This is a genomic window from Amycolatopsis sp. NPDC051061 (assembly GCF_040682935.1).
GTDB lineage: Bacteria > Actinomycetota > Actinomycetes > Mycobacteriales > Pseudonocardiaceae > Amycolatopsis.
Genome location: NZ_JBFBBZ010000034.1, coordinates 74,109 through 89,983, shown reverse-complemented (window position 1 = coordinate 89,983; position 15,875 = coordinate 74,109). Strand labels below are relative to the sequence as shown.

The 15,875-nt window shown below is 72.5% G+C and carries 17 protein-coding genes; 12 read left to right on the top strand and 5 right to left on the bottom strand.

From position 1 onward, the window contains the following. Positions 1–144 precede the first annotated feature (144 nt). Complete coding sequence (locus AB0N03_RS36235) at positions 145–816, top strand: HEAT repeat domain-containing protein (protein ID WP_364381625.1); 672 nt, start codon at positions 145–147, stop codon at positions 814–816. Next, positions 810–1,814, top strand: coding sequence for a MerR family transcriptional regulator (locus tag AB0N03_RS36230; RefSeq protein ID WP_364381622.1), 1,005 nt, complete (start codon positions 810–812; stop codon positions 1,812–1,814). Before AB0N03_RS36235 ends, AB0N03_RS36230 begins: the two co-directional genes overlap by 7 nt. An 11-nt stretch (positions 1,815–1,825) precedes the next feature. Here the strand turns inward: AB0N03_RS36230 and AB0N03_RS36225 are convergent, their stop codons facing one another. Then, positions 1,826–3,085, bottom strand: a complete 1,260-nt coding sequence (locus AB0N03_RS36225) for an MFS transporter (RefSeq protein WP_364381619.1) — start codon at positions 3,083–3,085, stop codon at positions 1,826–1,828. Between the two features lie 54 nt (positions 3,086–3,139). Here AB0N03_RS36225 and AB0N03_RS36220 point away from each other — a divergent pair, with 54 nt between their 5' ends. The 3 genes from AB0N03_RS36220 to AB0N03_RS36210 all read left to right on the top strand — a co-directional run bounded on the left by AB0N03_RS36220 (position 3,140) and on the right by AB0N03_RS36210 (position 5,449). Continuing rightward, positions 3,140–3,853: a helix-turn-helix transcriptional regulator gene (locus tag AB0N03_RS36220; protein WP_364381616.1), complete on the top strand. Its 714-nt coding sequence runs from the start codon at positions 3,140–3,142 to the stop codon at positions 3,851–3,853. A gap of 38 nt (positions 3,854–3,891) precedes the next feature. Further along, a complete protein-coding gene (locus AB0N03_RS36215; RefSeq protein WP_364381613.1) occupies positions 3,892–4,467 on the top strand; it encodes a TetR/AcrR family transcriptional regulator in 576 nt (191 codons plus the stop codon). A 76-nt stretch (positions 4,468–4,543) separates the two neighbouring features. Beyond that, positions 4,544–5,449, top strand: a complete 906-nt coding sequence (locus AB0N03_RS36210; RefSeq protein WP_364381610.1) for an alpha/beta hydrolase fold domain-containing protein — start codon at positions 4,544–4,546, stop codon at positions 5,447–5,449. A gap of 65 nt (positions 5,450–5,514) precedes the next feature. Here the strand turns inward: AB0N03_RS36210 and AB0N03_RS36205 are convergent, their stop codons facing one another. After that, positions 5,515–6,150, bottom strand: a complete 636-nt coding sequence (locus AB0N03_RS36205) for a TetR/AcrR family transcriptional regulator (protein WP_364381608.1) — start codon at positions 6,148–6,150, stop codon at positions 5,515–5,517. A gap of 100 nt (positions 6,151–6,250) precedes the next feature. Here AB0N03_RS36205 and AB0N03_RS36200 point away from each other — a divergent pair, with 100 nt between their 5' ends. The 3 genes from AB0N03_RS36200 (at position 6,251) to AB0N03_RS36190 (ending at position 9,032) form a co-directional block, all read left to right on the top strand. Then, on the top strand, positions 6,251–7,270 hold the full coding sequence (locus tag AB0N03_RS36200; protein WP_364381605.1) for a hypothetical protein: 1,020 nt from the start codon (positions 6,251–6,253) through the stop codon (positions 7,268–7,270). 30 nt (positions 7,271–7,300) lie between these two features. Further along, positions 7,301–8,131: an aldo/keto reductase gene (locus tag AB0N03_RS36195; RefSeq protein WP_364381602.1), complete on the top strand. Its 831-nt coding sequence runs from the start codon at positions 7,301–7,303 to the stop codon at positions 8,129–8,131. Between the two features lie 76 nt (positions 8,132–8,207). Continuing rightward, positions 8,208–9,032, top strand: a complete 825-nt coding sequence (locus AB0N03_RS36190; RefSeq protein ID WP_364381687.1) for a DUF72 domain-containing protein — start codon at positions 8,208–8,210, stop codon at positions 9,030–9,032. Between the two features lie 34 nt (positions 9,033–9,066). Here the strand turns inward: AB0N03_RS36190 and AB0N03_RS36185 are convergent, their stop codons facing one another. After that, positions 9,067–10,011, bottom strand: coding sequence for an NADP-dependent oxidoreductase (locus tag AB0N03_RS36185; RefSeq protein WP_364381599.1), 945 nt, complete (start codon positions 10,009–10,011; stop codon positions 9,067–9,069). 150 nt (positions 10,012–10,161) lie between these two features. Then, positions 10,162–11,031 (bottom strand): helix-turn-helix transcriptional regulator, encoded by an 870-nt coding sequence (locus AB0N03_RS36180; protein ID WP_364381596.1) that lies wholly within the window; start codon positions 11,029–11,031, stop codon positions 10,162–10,164. 72 nt (positions 11,032–11,103) lie between these two features. Between AB0N03_RS36180 and AB0N03_RS36175 the strand changes: the two genes are divergently transcribed. Next, the gene (locus AB0N03_RS36175) at positions 11,104–11,607 is read left to right on the top strand and encodes a MarR family transcriptional regulator (RefSeq protein WP_364381593.1); all 504 of its coding nucleotides are present in this window, start codon (positions 11,104–11,106) and stop codon (positions 11,605–11,607) included. Between the two features lie 60 nt (positions 11,608–11,667). Here AB0N03_RS36175 and AB0N03_RS36170 read toward each other — a convergent pair whose 3' ends face one another. Beyond that, entirely contained in the window at positions 11,668–12,309 is a 642-nt protein-coding gene (locus tag AB0N03_RS36170) for a TetR family transcriptional regulator (protein ID WP_364381590.1), read from the bottom strand. A gap of 100 nt (positions 12,310–12,409) precedes the next feature. Here AB0N03_RS36170 and AB0N03_RS36165 point away from each other — a divergent pair, with 100 nt between their 5' ends. The 3 genes from AB0N03_RS36165 to AB0N03_RS36155 all read left to right on the top strand — a co-directional run bounded on the left by AB0N03_RS36165 (position 12,410) and on the right by AB0N03_RS36155 (position 15,827). Then, positions 12,410–13,543, top strand: a complete 1,134-nt coding sequence (locus AB0N03_RS36165; protein ID WP_364381587.1) for an FAD-dependent monooxygenase — start codon at positions 12,410–12,412, stop codon at positions 13,541–13,543. After that, complete coding sequence (locus AB0N03_RS36160; protein ID WP_364381585.1) at positions 13,540–14,157, top strand: DUF3159 domain-containing protein; 618 nt, start codon at positions 13,540–13,542, stop codon at positions 14,155–14,157. Before AB0N03_RS36165 ends, AB0N03_RS36160 begins: the two co-directional genes overlap by 4 nt. Before the next feature lie 218 nt (positions 14,158–14,375). Beyond that, complete coding sequence (locus tag AB0N03_RS36155; protein WP_364381582.1) at positions 14,376–15,827, top strand: amidase; 1,452 nt, start codon at positions 14,376–14,378, stop codon at positions 15,825–15,827. The last annotated feature ends 48 nt before the right edge of the window (positions 15,828–15,875 follow it).

Genomic DNA, 15,875 nt, shown 5'->3' with positions numbered 1-15,875 from the left:
CTCGGCCGGCGCTACGACGGCAGCGAACCGGCTCGGCGGCGGCCAGCCCCGTCAACTGCCGAGCGTGGGACCGCGAGACGCGGGCCGGTTGCCGAATCGCGCTTGACCTTGACAGCGTGTCAAGGTCTTCACTGGGCGCAGGAGGTGATCGACTTGAATGCGCAGGACACGCGCTTGCTCGACGCGTTGGGCGCCGCGAACTCGTCCACGCGGCTGCAGGCGGCCCTGGCGATCGGCACGAACCCCGATCCCGGCCTCGTCGACGCGCTCGTGGCGCGGTGCGCGAGCGAACCGGACTTCTTCGTGCGGGACATGCTCACCTGGGCGTTGACCCGCCACCCGGCCGAGATCACGGTGCCCCGGCTGCTGGCGGAACTCCGGTCCGGGCGTCCCCAGGCCCGCAGCCAGGCGTTGCACACGCTGTCCAAGATCGGAGACCGGGATGTGTGGCCCGCCCTCACGCGGTCCCTGCTGCACGACCCCGACGACGAGGTCGCGCGCAGTGCGTGGCGGGCCGCCGTGGTCCTCGCGCCCGCCGCGGAGCACCACGGCTTGGCCGCGGACCTGGCCACCCAGCTCGGTCGCGGGGACCGGAGCGTGCAGCTGAGTCTCAGCCGGGCGCTCGTCGCGCTCGGGGAGCCGGCCGGGCCGGCCCTGCGGGCGGCGTCGGCGAGTGCCGACCCGGGGGTGCGGGCGCATGCCCGCGCCACGGAACGGCTCCTGCGCGACCCGGACGCGGGCTTCGACCTGGCGGTCGACGAGGCGAAGCGGATCGTCGCGCTCGGCCCGGAACGAGCCGGGGGCGCGGGGTGCTGATCGGGGAGGTGGCCCGCCGCTCGGGGGTGAGCACCCGGATGCTGCGGCACTACGACGCCCTCGGGCTGGTGCGGCCGACCGGCCGCACGGTGGGCGGCTACCGCGAGTACTCCGCCGAGGACATCCGCCGGATCTTCCACGTGGAGAGCCTGCGGTCCCTGGGGTTGTCGCTGCGGCAGATCGGCCGTGCGCTGGAGGATCCCGGCTTCGCGCCGTCCGCGCTGGTCGGTGACCTCATCCGGCGGACCGAGGAGCGGCTGAAGCGGGAGCAGGAACTGCTCGAGCGGCTTCGCCGGGTCGATGCCTCGGCGCCGTCGGGCTGGGAGAGCGTGCTGCGGATCGTCGAGCTGCTGCACGGGCTCGATTCGCCCAGCCCGGCGCGCCGGCAGCAGGCCGTCCTGGCCGCGCCCGAGGAGATGCCGGTGCCCGCCGAGCTGCTGGCCGGCGCGGTGCTCGCGGAAGCCGATCCGAACGTCGCCGGTGCGCTGCGGTGGGCGCTCGCGCGGGCCGGTGGTGACGGTGTGGCGAGCGTGGCGCCCGGCGTGCGTTCGGAGGACGTCGAAGTCCGGCGGCGCGCGGTCCGGGCGGTCGCCGAAATGCCCGGTGACGAGGCGGACGCGGTGCTCGCGGAGGCGCTGGGGGACGCGGACCCGGCAGTGCGCAGGCACGCCGCACTGGCCTTGGGCGCGCGGGGCGCGGACGCGGCCGTGCCGACGCTCGTCGCCATGGTGGTCGACGGCGTGAGCGACGTCGAGGCGGCCGAGGTCTTGGGCACGCTGTCGCTGGAACCGGGATGCGCGGACCGGATCGTGGGCGCGCTGGTCGCCGAGCTCGCCGCGGACTCCGCGGTGCGGATCCGGGTGGCCCAGGCGCTCGCCGAGCTGCCGGGGACGATCGCCCACGGACCCCTGCGGCACCTGGCCGGGGACGCCGATCGGGCGGTCGCCCTCGTCGCGTCGGCTCTCGCGGACGTCGTCGGGAAGCGGCCGGCCGGCTGACGCGCCTCCACTCACCCTCCCGTGGTGGCGCGGCTGTCGTAGCGCCAAAACGGCCGGACGCTCACCGCCGCGACGATCACCAGGACGACGCACCCGATAGCCGGGCCCGACCACGCGATCGTCAACGTCGTCGCGGCGGCCATCGCGCCCGCTCGCAGGTCGCCGAGCCGGGGACCGCCGGAGACGACCACCGTGTAGACGCCCTGGAGACGTCCGCGCAGCCGGTCGGGTACATAGGTCTGCAGGATCGTCTGGCGGTAGACCGCGCTGATCAGGTCGGCCGCTCCGGCGACGACCAGCAACAGCACCGCCGCCCAGAGGCTCTCGACCAGGCCCGCGAGCGCGATCGCCGCGGCCCACCCGAGCACCGCGCAAGTCAGCGCGACGCCCTGGCGCCGCACCCGGCCGATCCAGCCACTGCACAACCCCGCCAGGATCGATCCGATCGCGATCGCCGAGTACAGCAGGCCCACGCCGCCGTCGAACCGGGTCGCCGCGGCTTGGGGGAACAACGCCTCCGGCATCGCCAGCACCATGGCCGCGATGTCGACCGCGAACGACATCAGCAGGACGGGGTTCCCGCCGAGGAACCGCAGCCCTTCGACCACCGAACGCAGCCCGGGGCGCCCCGCCGGAGCGGCGGAGGGGAGTGGCGGCAGCCGGAAGGCCGCGTAGAGCGCCGCGGTGAAGAGCACGGCGTCCGCGGTGTAGGCGTAGCCGAACCCGCCCGGGAGCCCGACCAGTGCGCCGGCGACGAGCGGTCCCAGCACCTGACCGAGCGTGGAAGCCGTGTAGGTCAAGGCGTTGGCGGCGGGGACGTGCTCGACCGGGACCAGCAGCGGGACGATCGCGCCGCGCACCGACGCCGACACGGCGAACCCGCCGGACTGCACGGCGACGAGCACGAGGATCAGCTCCGGGGACCGCACGTCCAGGACGCTCTGGGCGACCAGGACGAGGGTCACCGCCCAGGTGAGCGCGGACGAGAGCAGGGACAGCTTCCGCCGGTCGACCGCGTCGGCGACCGCGCCGCCGTAGAGGCCGAACACGATGATCGGGACCAGCCCGACCAGGCCGGCGAGCCCGACGATCAGCGAGGACCGCGTCAGCGCGTAGAGCTGCACCGGGACCGCGACGGCGGTGACCGTCATGCCGATGACGGCGGTGCTCTGGCCGAGGAAGGTGCGCCGGAAGGCGGGGATCGCCAGCGGCCGGGTGTCGGCGACCACGCGGCGCAGCCGGGTCCGGAGGCCGGGGGAGGCGTCGTTCATGGCTCCCACAGTGCCGGGCGCGGCAGGTGCGGAGTTCCGTTAAAGTGACAACTTGTGTCGGAAAACCGCCATCGACATCATCCCGGCGAGGTCATCGCCCGGCACCGGCACGACGATCACCAGCTCATCCACGTCGGGGGCGGTGTCCTCGCCGTCCACACCGACCACGGCGCCTGGGTCGCGGGCGCGGGCCGGGCGATCTGGATCCCGGCGGCGACGTGGCACGAGCACCGCGTCTACGGGCACGCCGAGGTGCACACCCTCCACTTCCCGACGGAGGAGGCGCCGCTGCCGGCGGGCTCTCCGACGGTCATCGCCGCGACCGGTCTGCTGCGCGAGCTGGTCACCGCCGCCACCGAACCCGGTCTGCCCGCGAGCGAACTACGCCGGCTGCGTGCCGTCGTCCACGACCGGTTGCGCCGGGCGCACGTCACGCCGCTGAACCTGCCCCGGGCCCGCGATCCGCGGCTGGCACACGCCTGCCGGCTGGTCACCGACGACCTGAGCCGCCCGCGCACCATGGCCTGGCTCGCCCGCCGAGCCGGCGCGGGCGAACGCACCTTGGCTCGCTTGTTCCGCGCCGAGTTCGGCACGACCTACCCGCAGTGGCGCACCACGATCCGCGTCTTCCACGCCATGGTCGAACTGACGGCCGGAGCCACCGTCACGCAGACGGCACACCGCTGCGGCTGGGCCACTCCCAGCGCCTTCGTCGACGTCTTCACCCGGACGATGGGGCAGACCCCGGGTGCTTACCGCCTCGAATGACACTTGCCATTTTATTGACACCTGTCCATCATGGGCGGATGACCGCCGAGTGGACCACCGCCGCGCCGGCCAAGGACCGCCGGGTGCGCCGGTCCCGGGCGGCGTTGATGCGGGCGGCGATCGACCTGGTCGACGCCCGGGAGTCGGCGAACATCCCGGTTTCCGACCTCGCGTCGGCGGCGGACGTCAGCCGGCAGGTGCTGTACCTGCAGTTCGGCGACCGCGACACGCTGCTGCTGGAGGCCGCCCTCGACCTGGTCCGGCGTGAGCTCCTCGAGCCCCTGACGCGTCTTCCCGACGGCGGCCGGGCGTCGACATTGGCCTTGGCGACGCATTTCGCCGCCCATCGCCGGTTCTACCGAGCGATGCTGACCAGTTCGTCGGCGTTCGCGCTGACCAAGGCGCTGACCGGGCTGTTCGTCCCGCTCAACCGGCGGTACGCGAGCCTGCTGCTCACCGACGAGCAAGCGGTGGACGACCTGGCCGCGTTCATGACCGGTGGCGCCGCCGCGCTGGTCAACACCTGGGTGGTGGAGGGGCCCGACCCGCTCGACCCCGAGGAGTTCACCGACCGGCTGCTGCGGATCCACCCGGCCATGGCGGCCCGGCGATGACCCATCCCGCCCCCGCCGGCGGTGCGCGGGGAGTTTCCTCGCCGTTCCACCGGATCCGCACGAAGTGAGGTCGCCTGTGTCGATCCTGTCGAAGCCGTTCGTCGCCGACGGCGTGGCCCGCCTGATGGCGGCGGGCGCCGCCCGGGTACAGAAGGCACGTCCGCTGTTCCCCGAGATCCCGGGCCGCACCGGCGAGTTCACCGTCCCGACGCGACACGGCCCGATGCCCGCGACGCTCTACCGCCCGCCGGGCGAGGCGAAGGGCGTCTACGTCAACGCCCACGGCGGCGGTTTCGTGGTGGGCGGTGCGATCGCCGACGACCCGCTGTGCCGCTACCTCGCCGAGCACGCCGGGGTGTTCGTGGTCAACGTCGACTACGTGCTCGCTCCGCATCGGCGGTTCCCGGCGCCGTGCGAACAGGTTTACGACGCGCTGACGTGGGCGGCCTCGCCCGATCGCGAGTGGGCGGGCGCGCGGCTGTGCGTCGGCGGCCAGAGCGCGGGCGGCTCACTCGCCGCGGCGGCGTCCCGGCTCGCGCTGCGCGACGGGGGTCCGGAGATCGCGTTGCAGGTGCTGCACTACCCGCCACTGGACCTGGTCACCCCGGCCGCGGACAAACCCGCGCGCGACAACCGGGTGGTGATCCGGCCGTGGATGGGCGAGGTCTTCAACACCGCCTACATCCCCGACATCGCCCGCCGTGCGGACCCGCTGGCGTCCCCGGCGTGGGGAACCAACGCCGACGACCTCGCCGGCATCGCCCCGGCACTGGTGATCACCTGCGAGCACGACCGGTTGCGCCCCGAGGCGGTCACGTACGCGGGCAAGCTCGCCGAGGCCGGTGCTTTGGTGGAGCACTACGACATCCGCGGCGTGGACCACGGCTACGACCTCCTGGACGGCGAACCCGAGCTGGTCCGGCGGGTGTACGCGTTCCTGGCCCTGCACGTCGAACGTGCGGTCGCCCCCGCGCCGAGGTGACGCACAGCGGACATACGCAAATCCACGCTCAGGGGAGGCCCGGAGAAAGCTTCCGGCTCGCGGGATCACCGATGTGGTCGTGCTGCCGCGGCGTCGAGAGCGGGTTCAAGCGGTGCGAGGGCGGCGCGGAGCAAGTCGGGCAGTGAGCCGGACGGCACGACGAGCCCGCTGGGGGAAGGGGCCGCCGGCCGCAGCCATCGTCGAAGGGCGACGCGTACCGCGGCTGCCACGCTCGCGGCGAGCACGCGGGCGGTGTGCTCGTCGGTGTCGGCGAGGCGTGGGGTGATCGCGTCGGCCAGGGGATTTTCGAGTTCGGTGGCGGTGTCGACGAACGCTTCGCGCAGCGTGGGATGGGTGGTGACGAGCAGGAGCGCGGCGCGGGCGGGTTCGCCGGGGTCGGTGTACTCCGCCACGATCGCCTCGACCACGGCCTCGGCGAGGCCGACGCCGGCGGGCCGGGCGGCCACCGCCGCCGCGACCCGTGCTTCCCTGTCGGCGGTCACCGCGGCGACGATCGCCTGCTCGCGGCTGGAGAAGTAGTTGTTGTAGGTCCTCGGCGAGACTCCGGCCGCCTCGGCGATGTCGTCGACGCGCACGTCCTCCGGTCCGCGGGCCAGGGCCAGCCGCAAGGCCGCCTCGCGCAACGCCTCTCTGGTCGCCTGCTTCTTCTGCTCGCGCAACCCGGTGCATCGTGTCGTCACGCTCCCAGTATCCCCGTCGTCGTGCGTGCACGCAAACTTGCGTGCACGCACTTTTATCCCTAGGGTCGGTCGTCAGAGCCCATCAGGAAGGACTGAACCCATGCGCGGCAAGGGCATTGCGTACGACACCGGCTTCGTCCACCACGGCGGCACGTCTCGCGAGAACTTCGATCTCGACGTCGTCCGACGGGAGCTGGCCATCATCCGTGATGACCTGCACTGCAACGCCGTGCACCTGGTCGGTGGCGATCCGGAACGGCTCGAACTGGCGGCCCGCTGTGCCGCCGAACTGGGGCTGGAGATCTGGTTCTCGCCCTACCCACTCGACCTGACGACCGCGGAAATCCGGTCGCTGTTCGAGGATTGCGCACAGCGGGCGGAGCGGATCCGGCAGGAGGGAGCCGAAGTCGTTTTCGTCACCGGTGTCGAACTGAGCATCATGAACCGGGGATTCCTGCCCGGTGACAGCATCGGAGAGCGGCTCGGTCTGCTGCTGGGCCGGCCCGATGGCCGGGGCGAGCGAATCGCCGAGGCGAGCGCCCGCCTCAACGCCTTCCTCGGCGAGGCCGTCGCGGCGGTCCGAGAGCGTTTCCGGGGCAAGGTCAGCTATGCCTGCATCCAGTTCGAGTGCGTCGACTGGACCGTCTTCGACATCATGTCGGTCGAACTCATCCGGTCCGCCGAGGTGGCCGACCGGTTCCAGGAAGGCGTGCGCACCCTGGTCGCGCAGGGAAAACCGGTCGCGATCACCGGTTTCGGCACGGCTACCTGGCAGGGGGCCGGCGACGTCGCACCGCGCAGTATGGAGATCGTCGAGTATGACGAGACCGGTCGCCCGCTCGGATTGACCGGCGACTACGTCCGCGACGAGGCCGGCCAGGCCACCTACCTGCGGGAATTGCTGGAGATCTTTGACGCGGAGGGTGTCGACAGCGCCTTCGTCTATCTCTTCGCGCTCGAGAACTTCCCGCACCGCCCCGCCGATCCCCGCCACGATCTCGACCTGGCCAGCCTCGGCATCGTCAAGGTTCTCGAAGAGCGCGACGGTGACACGTACCCCGACATGCGGTGGGAACCCAAGGCCGCTTTCGCCGTCGTTGCCGACTGCTACCGCGCCTGACCGGGCCGGTCCGACACGAGGAAGGTGACCATGGCCGATGGTTTCCTGCTGGGCGGCGACCTGCGAGTCGACCGGCTCGGCTTCGGGGCGATGAGGCTCGCTCTCGGCGGCTCCGTTCGCGATCCCGAGGTGGCCGTCGCCGTGCTCCGCCGGGCCGTGGAGCTCGGCGTGAACCACATCGACACCGCCGGCACCTACGGGTTCGGCGACCTCTGGTCGCACGAGCTGATCCGGCGGGCGTTGTCGCCGTACCCGGACGACCTGGTGATCGCCACCAAGGTCAGCGCCCCGGGCGAAGCGGCCGCCGCCCGGCTGCGCGAGCTGGTCGAGCAGGATCTGCGCCGCCTCGGCCGGGACCACCTCGACCTCGCCTACCTGCGGGTGGGCGGCCTGGGCGAAGCCGGAGGCGAACCACTGGGCGAAGCCTTCACGGTCCTCGCGGACCTGCGACGTGAGGGGCTGATCCGGCACCTCGGCGTCAGCCACGTCGATGCGACCCAGCTCGCCGAGGCACGGTCGATCGCTCCGGTCGCCGCGGTGCAGAACCGGTTCCACCTTCACGACCGGGGCGACGCCGAGATGCCGGCGCGGTGCGAACAGGACGGCATCGCCTACGTGCCGTACTTTCCCCTCGGTGGCGGCAGAGCCCGGCTCGACACGGCCTGCCTCACGCGCATCGCCGCGCGCCACCAGGCCACGCCCGCACAGATCGCCCTCGCGTGGCTCCTCGCGATGTCACCGGTGACCCTGGCCATCCCCGGAACCAGCTCGCTCGACCACCTGACCGACAACGTCGCCGCGGCGGGACTTCGCCTCACCATCGACGACCTGACCGAACTCGCCGAAGCGGACACCGCATGATGGTCTCGGCACCGAACTGTCCGCACCGACGATCGGGGGAGCTGACGCCGTGGCACGTCTTCATGTCGGCTGCGCGATGTGGACCCACAAGGCGTGGCCCGGGCGGTTCCTGCCGCCGTCGCTGCCGGCGAAGGAACGCCTGCGGGCCTACGCGGGCTGGTGCACCGCGGTCGAAGGCAACACCACCTTCTACGCGACTCCCGCCCGGGACACCGTCGCGACGTGGGCGCGGCAGACCGGCCCCGGCTTCCGGTTCGTGGTCAAGCTGCCCAAGCTCGTCACGCACGAGCGCCGGTTCGCCGGGGTCGACGCCGAGATGCGGGCGTTCCTGGACGCGATCGAACCCCTCGGGGAACGAGCGGTCCTGTGGACCCAGTTGCCCGGCTCGTTCGGCCCGTCGGACGTCGATGCCCTCGGCCGCTTCCTGCGCCGGCTCCCCGCCGGCCGGCAGCGCGCCGTGGAGGTGCGGCACCCCGGGTTCTTCACCGACGCCGGCTCGGCGTCGCTGCTGGAGGGGACGCTCGCCGGCGCGGACGCCGAGTGGGTCCCGTTCGACACCACGGTTTTCTTCGGGAGCCCGCCGGTCAGCGAGGCCGAGCAGGATGCCTGGGCCAAGAAACCGCGGCTGCCGCGGCGCACGCGCGCGCTGACCGACCAGCCGATCGTCCGCTACCTGGGCCGGGACTCGGTCGAGGAGACGGTCCAGGGCTGGCAGCCGTGGACCGCGGTGGTCGCGGGCTGGCTGCGCGAGGGCCGGTCGCCGACGGTTTTCGTGCACACCCCCGACAACGCCGACGCGCCGGCGCTCGCCCGCCGCTTCCACGACGACGTGCGAGCGCTGGTGCCCGGCCTCGACGCGCTGCCCGAGCCGGAGCCGGTCGAGCCCGCGACCCTGTTCTGAGCGGTGCCGCCGGCCGGCCCGGATCGGGAGTGCGTCAGGCCGTGGCCGGAACGACGACGACCTTGCCGTGCACCGCGCCCTCGGCGGCCCGTGCGTGCAGCGCCGGCAGCTCGGGCAGCGGCACCCGTTCGGCGACCTCGACGCGCAGTTCGCCGCGGTCGACCAGCGCCACCAGCTTCGCCAGCTGTCCGGCGTCACTGCGGACGAACAGGTCGATGCCGCGCACGCCGCGTTCCTCGTCGGCGGGAGCGGGCATCCACACCGTCGTGTTCACCACGACACCGCCCGGCCGGACCAGCGTGACCAGCGCGGCCAGCTCCGCCGGGTCGACCGGCGCCAGGTTGAGCACCAGGTCGACCGGCTCGGTCACCGCCGCGGTCACCCCGGTGGTGGTGTGGTCGACGACTTCGTCGGCACCGGCCGACTTGACCGCGTCGCCGCTGCGCGGGCTCGCCGTGGCGATGACGTGCGCCCCGGCCCCCTTGGCCAGCTGCACGGCGTAACCGCCGACCGCGCCACCGGCGCCGTTGATCAGCACGCGCTGCCCGGACCGCAGCTCGCCGTGGTCGAACAGCGCCTGCCACGCGGTCAGCCCCACCACCGGCAGTGCGGCCGCGTCGGCCAGCGGGACGTGCCCGGGTGCGGGCGTGAGGACCTCGGCCGGCGCGAGGACGTACTCCGCCGCGGCGCCGTCGCCGTCCATCGGCAGGAAGCCGATGACCGCGTCGCCGACCTGGAAGCCGTCGACACCGTCACCCAGCGCGTCGACCGTGCCGGCGACGTCGATGCCGGGCGTGTGCGGTAGCTCCACCGGGATGGGGCCGCGCATGGAGCCGCCGCGGATGTTGCCGTCGACGGAGTTGAACGACGTCGCGGCGACGCGGATCCGGACCTGCCCGGCTCCGGGAACCGGCTGCTCGACGTCCTCGTAGCGCAGGACGTCGGGGGTGCCGTAGTCGTGGAAACGCACTGCCTTCATCGGAGTTCTCATCTCTGCCGAGACCATTTTGCTTCGAGTTCGAAGCAACTGGAAGCTACGCTACTGCTGCTTCGAATTTGAAGCAAGTGAGGTCGGTCACGACGGCTCCCTTGATCCACCTGGACCTCAGGATCGTGGTCGCGGAGGCGATCAGCCTGGGCCGGTTTGGCCCACCTTGACGACCGCCGGGCCGACGGCGGCGCGGACGACCTCGCCGAGCCGGGCCGCGTCGGCCGAGTTCGGCGCCGCGGTGAGGACGACCGCCATCAGGTCGTCGCCGGGGACCTCGAGCAGGGCGCCGTCGAGCGTGATGTCGCCACTGTCCGGATGGCGGAACACGGCGCGGTTCTCGTAGGCGGAGACCGTTTTCGGGGCGCGCCAGAGGGAGTCGAACGGACGGCTGGCGCTCCGCAGCTCGTCGACGAGTTCGGCGAGCGACGCGTCAGCCGGGTAGCGCAGGTGCGTGTCACGCAGCCGGGCGGCGAGCACGGCCTGGAAACCGGCCTGGTGCTCCTCGGTGCGATCGATCTCCCCGCGTGCGTTGCAGAACGTGCGCCACGCGACGTTCCCATCCCGGGCCGGCCCGATCGCCGTCCCGCCTCCCAGCGCCAGCCACGCACCGTTGACGGCGATGACGTTCCACGCCGCGTCGGTCAGGAACGCGGGGGTGTCGGGGAACCGCTCCAGGAGGCGCATCGCGGCCGCCCCGGCCTCGCGCGGCACCTGCCCGTCGACCGCGGCGTACCCGGCGAGGGCGCAGAGCCGCTCGTAGTCCGCCCGGCCGACCCGCAACGCGCGGGCGATGGCGGTCACCACGCCGGCCGAGGGGTGCCGGCGTCCTTGCTCCAGCCGCCGGATGTAGTCCGCGGACACTCCGGCCAGCTCGGCGAGCTCCTCCCGGCGCAGTCCGGGGACGCGTCGCCCGCCGGTCCGCGGCCCGCTGGTTCGCAGTCCGGCGGCGGCGGGGTCGGTGTGTTCGCGCAACCAGCGGACCGCGGTCCCCAGCTCGGACAAGGACATGGCGCCAGTGTGCAGCAGCGGGGTGCCCGCTTTCGTGGGACCCCTTCGAATTCAAAGCAGTAGGCTCCGGTCATGTCTGACGCACCCCCGTCGCTCGACCCCGTGCAGCTCAGCGCCTACTTCGACCTCATCGAGGTGACCAGCCTGCTCCGGCACGCGGTCGAGCAGCAGCTGCGCGAGGCGGGCGACCTCAGCTACGTGCAGTTCCAGCTGCTGGCCCGGCTCGGGGACGCGCCGACGGGCAGCCACCGCATGACCGACCTGGCCGACGGCGTCGTCTACAGCCGCAGTGGCCTGACCTACCAGGCGGGCCTGCTCGAGAAGGCGGGCTTGGTGGAGCGAGCCCCTTCTCCGGACGACGAGCGGAGCACCACGGTCACGATCACCGACGCCGGCCGCGAGCGGCTCGCGGAGGTCCTGCCCGGGCACATCGAGGTAGTCGGCGGCTTGCTCTTCGAGCCGCTCTCCCGCGACGACGTCGCAACCCTGGCCGCCCTGCTGGCGCCGGTGCGTGACCACATGCGCTCGACGCCCCCGCGCTCGGCCGCGCCCCGCCGCCGCACGAGGGGCGGGTGAGGTCGCGGATTCCGGTTCCGGTTCCGGTGGAGGGCCGGCCGGGATGCACCGCGCGCCTGCTCACTCTGCCGCACTCCGTCCGGTACCTCCCCGCGTAGTGCGAGGCGGGGGTCCGGTCAGGCAGTGCTGCACGAGGGGAGCGAACATGTCGACCAGTTCGTCGACGGATGCGGACGCGATCGGTTCGATCCGCATGATGTACCGCGCCACCGTGAGCCCGAGGATCTGGACGTTGACCATGGCTGCCCGCCGGGCCGCGTCCGGCGTACCGAGCATCGCCGCCAGCCGGTCGGTGATCTCGCGGTCGATGAACTCGCGCAGCAGTGCTTCGGACCGGGCGTCGGTCGGCGCCGATCTGGTCAGCATCACGAGCGGGGTGCGGCCGGACTTGTCGAGGTTTTCCACCAGCGTCCGGACGATGCGCTCGCCGATGGTGCCCAGGCCGCCGGCGAAGATCGACTCGATGGCGGGCGGGACGTCGCCGGACATGTCGACGGCGGCGCCGAACAGGCCCTGCTTGGTGCCGAAGAAGTAGAACACCATCGCCGGGTCGACGCCCGCCGCGGTGGCGATCGCGCGCACCGACGTGGCGCGGTAACCGTGCTCGCCGAAAAGTTCGCGCGCGGTCCGGAGGATCCGCTGCTTGCTCTCCGCGCCGGACCGCCAGCGTCCGGGGCGGCCGTGGGTGCCGTCTTCCGTCATGACCACCGAAGCCTAGCACCCTTTCTTCATCAGTTGGTGGAGTTTTGCCCGAACTCGCCGTAGCGTGTTCTTCATCAGGTGGTGAAGAAAGGGTGATGGCATGAGAGTGATCGTGATCGGCGCCGGGCTTGGCGGGCTGACGCTGGCCCACGGGCTCCGGCGGACGGGGATCGACGTCGCGGTGTACGAGCGGGATGGCGCGCTGGGACGGCCGCAGGGCGTGAGCCTGCACGTCGACGGCCGGGGCGCGGCGGCGCTGCGGGCGTGCCTGCCCCCGGCGCACGCCGCGATGGTGGAGGCCACTGCCGGAGGGCGGCGCGAGCAGACCTTGACGCTGTCCGATGTGGAGGGACAGCTGTCCGTAGTGGACACTCGGCCGTCCGACGGCGTGGCGGGCCGGGCCCGGCCCGGCCGGCAGGTCCACCGGCCGTTGCTCCGGGCGGTGTTGCTGACGGGGCTGGCCGACGTCGTCCGGTTCGGGGCGGAGTTCACGCGGTTCGAGCAGCGCGCCGACGGCACGGTCCGGGCGTTCTTCGCCGACGGCGCCGCGGACACCGGGGACGTACTGGTCGGCGCGGACGGGATCGGTTCGGCGGTTCGCCGCCAGTACTTGCCGGACGTGCGCGTGGCCGACACGGGACGACGCATGATCATGGGCGCGACTCCGCTGCGAGCCGTGGCCGGCACCGGGTTGCCGGGGCTGATCGGCGACAGCCCGGCCGCCGTCCGGGTGCGCGGCACGATGATGGCGCTGGGCGTGCTGCGGTTCACCCGGCGGCCGGTGGCCGCGCGGGAGGAGTTGCTGCCCGCCTTGAGCTCCCGCGCGGTCGCCGACGCCGAGGACTACGTGATGTGGGCCTTGCCCGGCACGCGAGAGCGGCTCGGCTCACCGGTCACGGTGTGGCAGCGGGCCCAGGATCTGGTCGCGGACCTGCACCCGACGTTGCGGCTGATCGTCGCCGAGGCGTGGCCGGAGGTCACGGCCGCGCTCCGGATCGGGACGATCCCGCCGATGCCCGCCTGGCCCGCCAGCCCGGTGACGGTCATCGGCGACGCCATCCACTTGGCCCCGGGGTTCGGTGGCAACCTGGCGATGCGGGACGCGCAGCGCCTCGGCGAGGCACTGGCCGAGGCGGATGGTGGCCGGCTCGACCTGCTCGGCGCGATCGGCGCCTACGAGGACACGATGCGCAGCACCGGTTTCACGCCCGTCGCGGCGAAGGCGACCGCATGAGCCTCGACGTGCTGACTCGGAAGTCCCTGTCGTTGTTCGACGCGGTGGGCGGGTGGCGCACGGTCGCCGAGGGCGTCGCGTCCCGGGTGGTGTTCCTGGTCGCCTACCTGGTGACCGGCCGGGTGTGGACCTCCGCGCTGATCGCCGTCGGCGGGGTGGCGGTGCTCGCGGTCGTGCGGGTGTGGACCGACCGGCGCTACTGGTCGGCGGCGATCGGGCTGGCCATCGTCGGGGGATCGGCTTTGCTGGCCGGGACCACCGGGCAGGCGATCAACTTCTACCTTCCGGCCGTGGTCATCCAGGCCGCCCAGGGGGCGGTGTTCCTGCTGTCCGTGCTGGTGCGGTGGCCGGTGGTCGGGGTGGTGCTGGGAATGGTGCGCCGCGAACGGTTCGCCTGGCGCCGAGATCCGGCCGCCCGGCGGCGCTACCAGCTGTGCACGGCGGTGTTCGTGGTGAAGTGCGCCATCGCGACGGCGGTGCAGATGCCGCTGTACCTGTCCGGGCAGACCACCGCACTCGGCATCGCCGCCACGCTGCTGGGAGGTGCGCCCTCGGCGGGCGCGTGTCTCTATCTGTGCTGGCGGATACTCCGCGAAGACCCACAGACCGCCTAGCGGCAGGCAGGAATTGAGACGTCCATCCTGTTGCGCGACGCGGCATTTCATGGCCCGCGCGGATGGCGTTGGCCCACTGTAGGCGCTGTGACCTGGGGTGATCTGCCTTCGGCGGCAGAATGAATGCGCGACTTCGCCGGTGCAGCCGGCCCGCTCGGCTTTCCCGTTGCGCGACCGGAATTTCGTGTCCTCTGTGGTCGGCCGATAGCTTCGGATTCATGGAATGGAGCTACCAGACGGCCGAAGAACTCGTTGCCGCGCTGAGCGCCGGTGCGGTGACATCGGTGGAACTGACCGATGAGGCGATCACCCGTATCGAGCGCGACGACGAGGTGATCAACGCGATCTGCGTGCGGGACTTCGACCGTGCGCGGGCCGCCGCACGCCGGGCCGACCAGGCACGCGCGCGTGGTGCAGACCGGCCGCTGCTCGGCGTTCCGGTGACGGTCAAGGAGTCCTACAACATCGCCGGGCTGCCCACGACCTGGGGCATGCCGCCGCACCGGGACTACCTGCCGGCCGAGGACGCGGTACAGGTGTCGCGGCTCGAGGCCGCGGGGGCGGTGGTGCTCGGCAAGACCAACGTTCCCTTGGGGCTACAGGACATCCAGAGCTTCAACGAGATCTACGGCACCACCACCAACCCGTGGGATCCCGGTCGCACGCCGGGCGGGTCCTCCGGCGGGTCGGCGGCGGCCCTGGCGTCCGGGTTCGGCGCGCTGTCCATCGGCTCCGACCTCGCCGGCTCGCTGCGCACCCCCGCGCACTTCTGCGGCGTCTACGCCCACAAGCCGACGCTCGGACTGGCGGCCGGCCGCGGCATGGTCCCGCCGTCCGAGCCGGCCTGGCCGGTCGACTTCGACCTCGCCGTCGTCGGTCCGATGGCGCGCACCGCCCGCGACCTCACGCTCCTGCTCGACGTCATGGCCGGACCGGACCCGCTGACGCTCGGCAGGGCGCACGACTTGACGCTGCCGCCCGCGCGCCACGAGCGGCTCGGCGATTTCCGGGTCCTGGTCCTCGACGAGCATCCGCTCATCCCGACCGGGGCCGCCGTGCGGGCGGGCGTGAACCGGGTGGCCGCCGCGCTCGTCGACGGCGGCGCCCGCGTCGGACGGCACAGTCCGCTGCTGCCCGATCCGGCCGAAGCCGCGACGCTCTACATGCAGTTGCTGATTTCCGGCTCCGTCGCACGGTTTCCGATGGAATCGTACGAGCAGCTGCGGATCCGCGTCGCCGGACTGAGCGCGGACGACGAGAGTCTTGACGCCGTGCGGCTGCGCGCCATGCTGTTCAGCCACGGCGATTGGCTGGAGGCGAACAACCGCCGCGAGGTCCACCGCCACGGCTGGCGGCAACTGTTCGCCGAGTTCGACGCCGTGGTGTGCCCGATCACGCCGACGCCCGCGTTCCCGCACGACCACGACCCCAATCCGATGGCACGGCGCATCGACATCGACGGCGCCGAGTACCCGTATTTCGACCAGCTCGTCTGGGCCGGCCTGGCCACCATGCCCGGCCTGCCCGCCACCGCGATTCCCGCGGGCCGGTCGCCCGAGGGCCTGCCGGTGGGAGTGCAGCTCATCGGCCCGATGTTCGAGGACCGCACCCCGTTGCGGCTGGCCGAACTGCTCGAGCAGAAGATCGGCGGCTTCCAAGCGCCGAAGTAGGCATTCGAGACCACTTTCGCGCGCTTTCCGATTCGTGGTGACGCACCG

What these genes read in the sequence shown, in the direction of transcription:
- AB0N03_RS36225 (WP_364381619.1), bottom strand. Translation starts at nt 3,085, where the DNA reads ATGAACGACGCCTCCCCCGGCCTCCGGACCCGGCTGCGCCGCGTGGTC.
- AB0N03_RS36215 (WP_364381613.1), top strand. Translation starts at nt 3,892, where the DNA reads ATGACCGCCGAGTGGACCACCGCCGCGCCGGCCAAGGACCGCCGGGTG.
- AB0N03_RS36200 (WP_364381605.1), top strand. Translation starts at nt 6,251, where the DNA reads ATGCGCGGCAAGGGCATTGCGTACGACACCGGCTTCGTCCACCACGGC.
- AB0N03_RS36195 (WP_364381602.1), top strand. Translation starts at nt 7,301, where the DNA reads ATGGCCGATGGTTTCCTGCTGGGCGGCGACCTGCGAGTCGACCGGCTC.
- AB0N03_RS36190 (WP_364381687.1), top strand. Translation starts at nt 8,208, where the DNA reads ATGTGGACCCACAAGGCGTGGCCCGGGCGGTTCCTGCCGCCGTCGCTG.
- AB0N03_RS36185 (WP_364381599.1), bottom strand. Translation starts at nt 10,011, where the DNA reads ATGAAGGCAGTGCGTTTCCACGACTACGGCACCCCCGACGTCCTGCGC.
- AB0N03_RS36180 (WP_364381596.1), bottom strand. Translation starts at nt 11,031, where the DNA reads ATGTCCTTGTCCGAGCTGGGGACCGCGGTCCGCTGGTTGCGCGAACAC.
- AB0N03_RS36175 (WP_364381593.1), top strand. Translation starts at nt 11,104, where the DNA reads ATGTCTGACGCACCCCCGTCGCTCGACCCCGTGCAGCTCAGCGCCTAC.
- AB0N03_RS36170 (WP_364381590.1), bottom strand. Translation starts at nt 12,309, where the DNA reads ATGACGGAAGACGGCACCCACGGCCGCCCCGGACGCTGGCGGTCCGGC.
- AB0N03_RS36165 (WP_364381587.1), top strand. Translation starts at nt 12,410, where the DNA reads ATGAGAGTGATCGTGATCGGCGCCGGGCTTGGCGGGCTGACGCTGGCC.
- AB0N03_RS36160 (WP_364381585.1), top strand. Translation starts at nt 13,540, where the DNA reads ATGAGCCTCGACGTGCTGACTCGGAAGTCCCTGTCGTTGTTCGACGCG.
- AB0N03_RS36155 (WP_364381582.1), top strand. Translation starts at nt 14,376, where the DNA reads ATGGAATGGAGCTACCAGACGGCCGAAGAACTCGTTGCCGCGCTGAGC.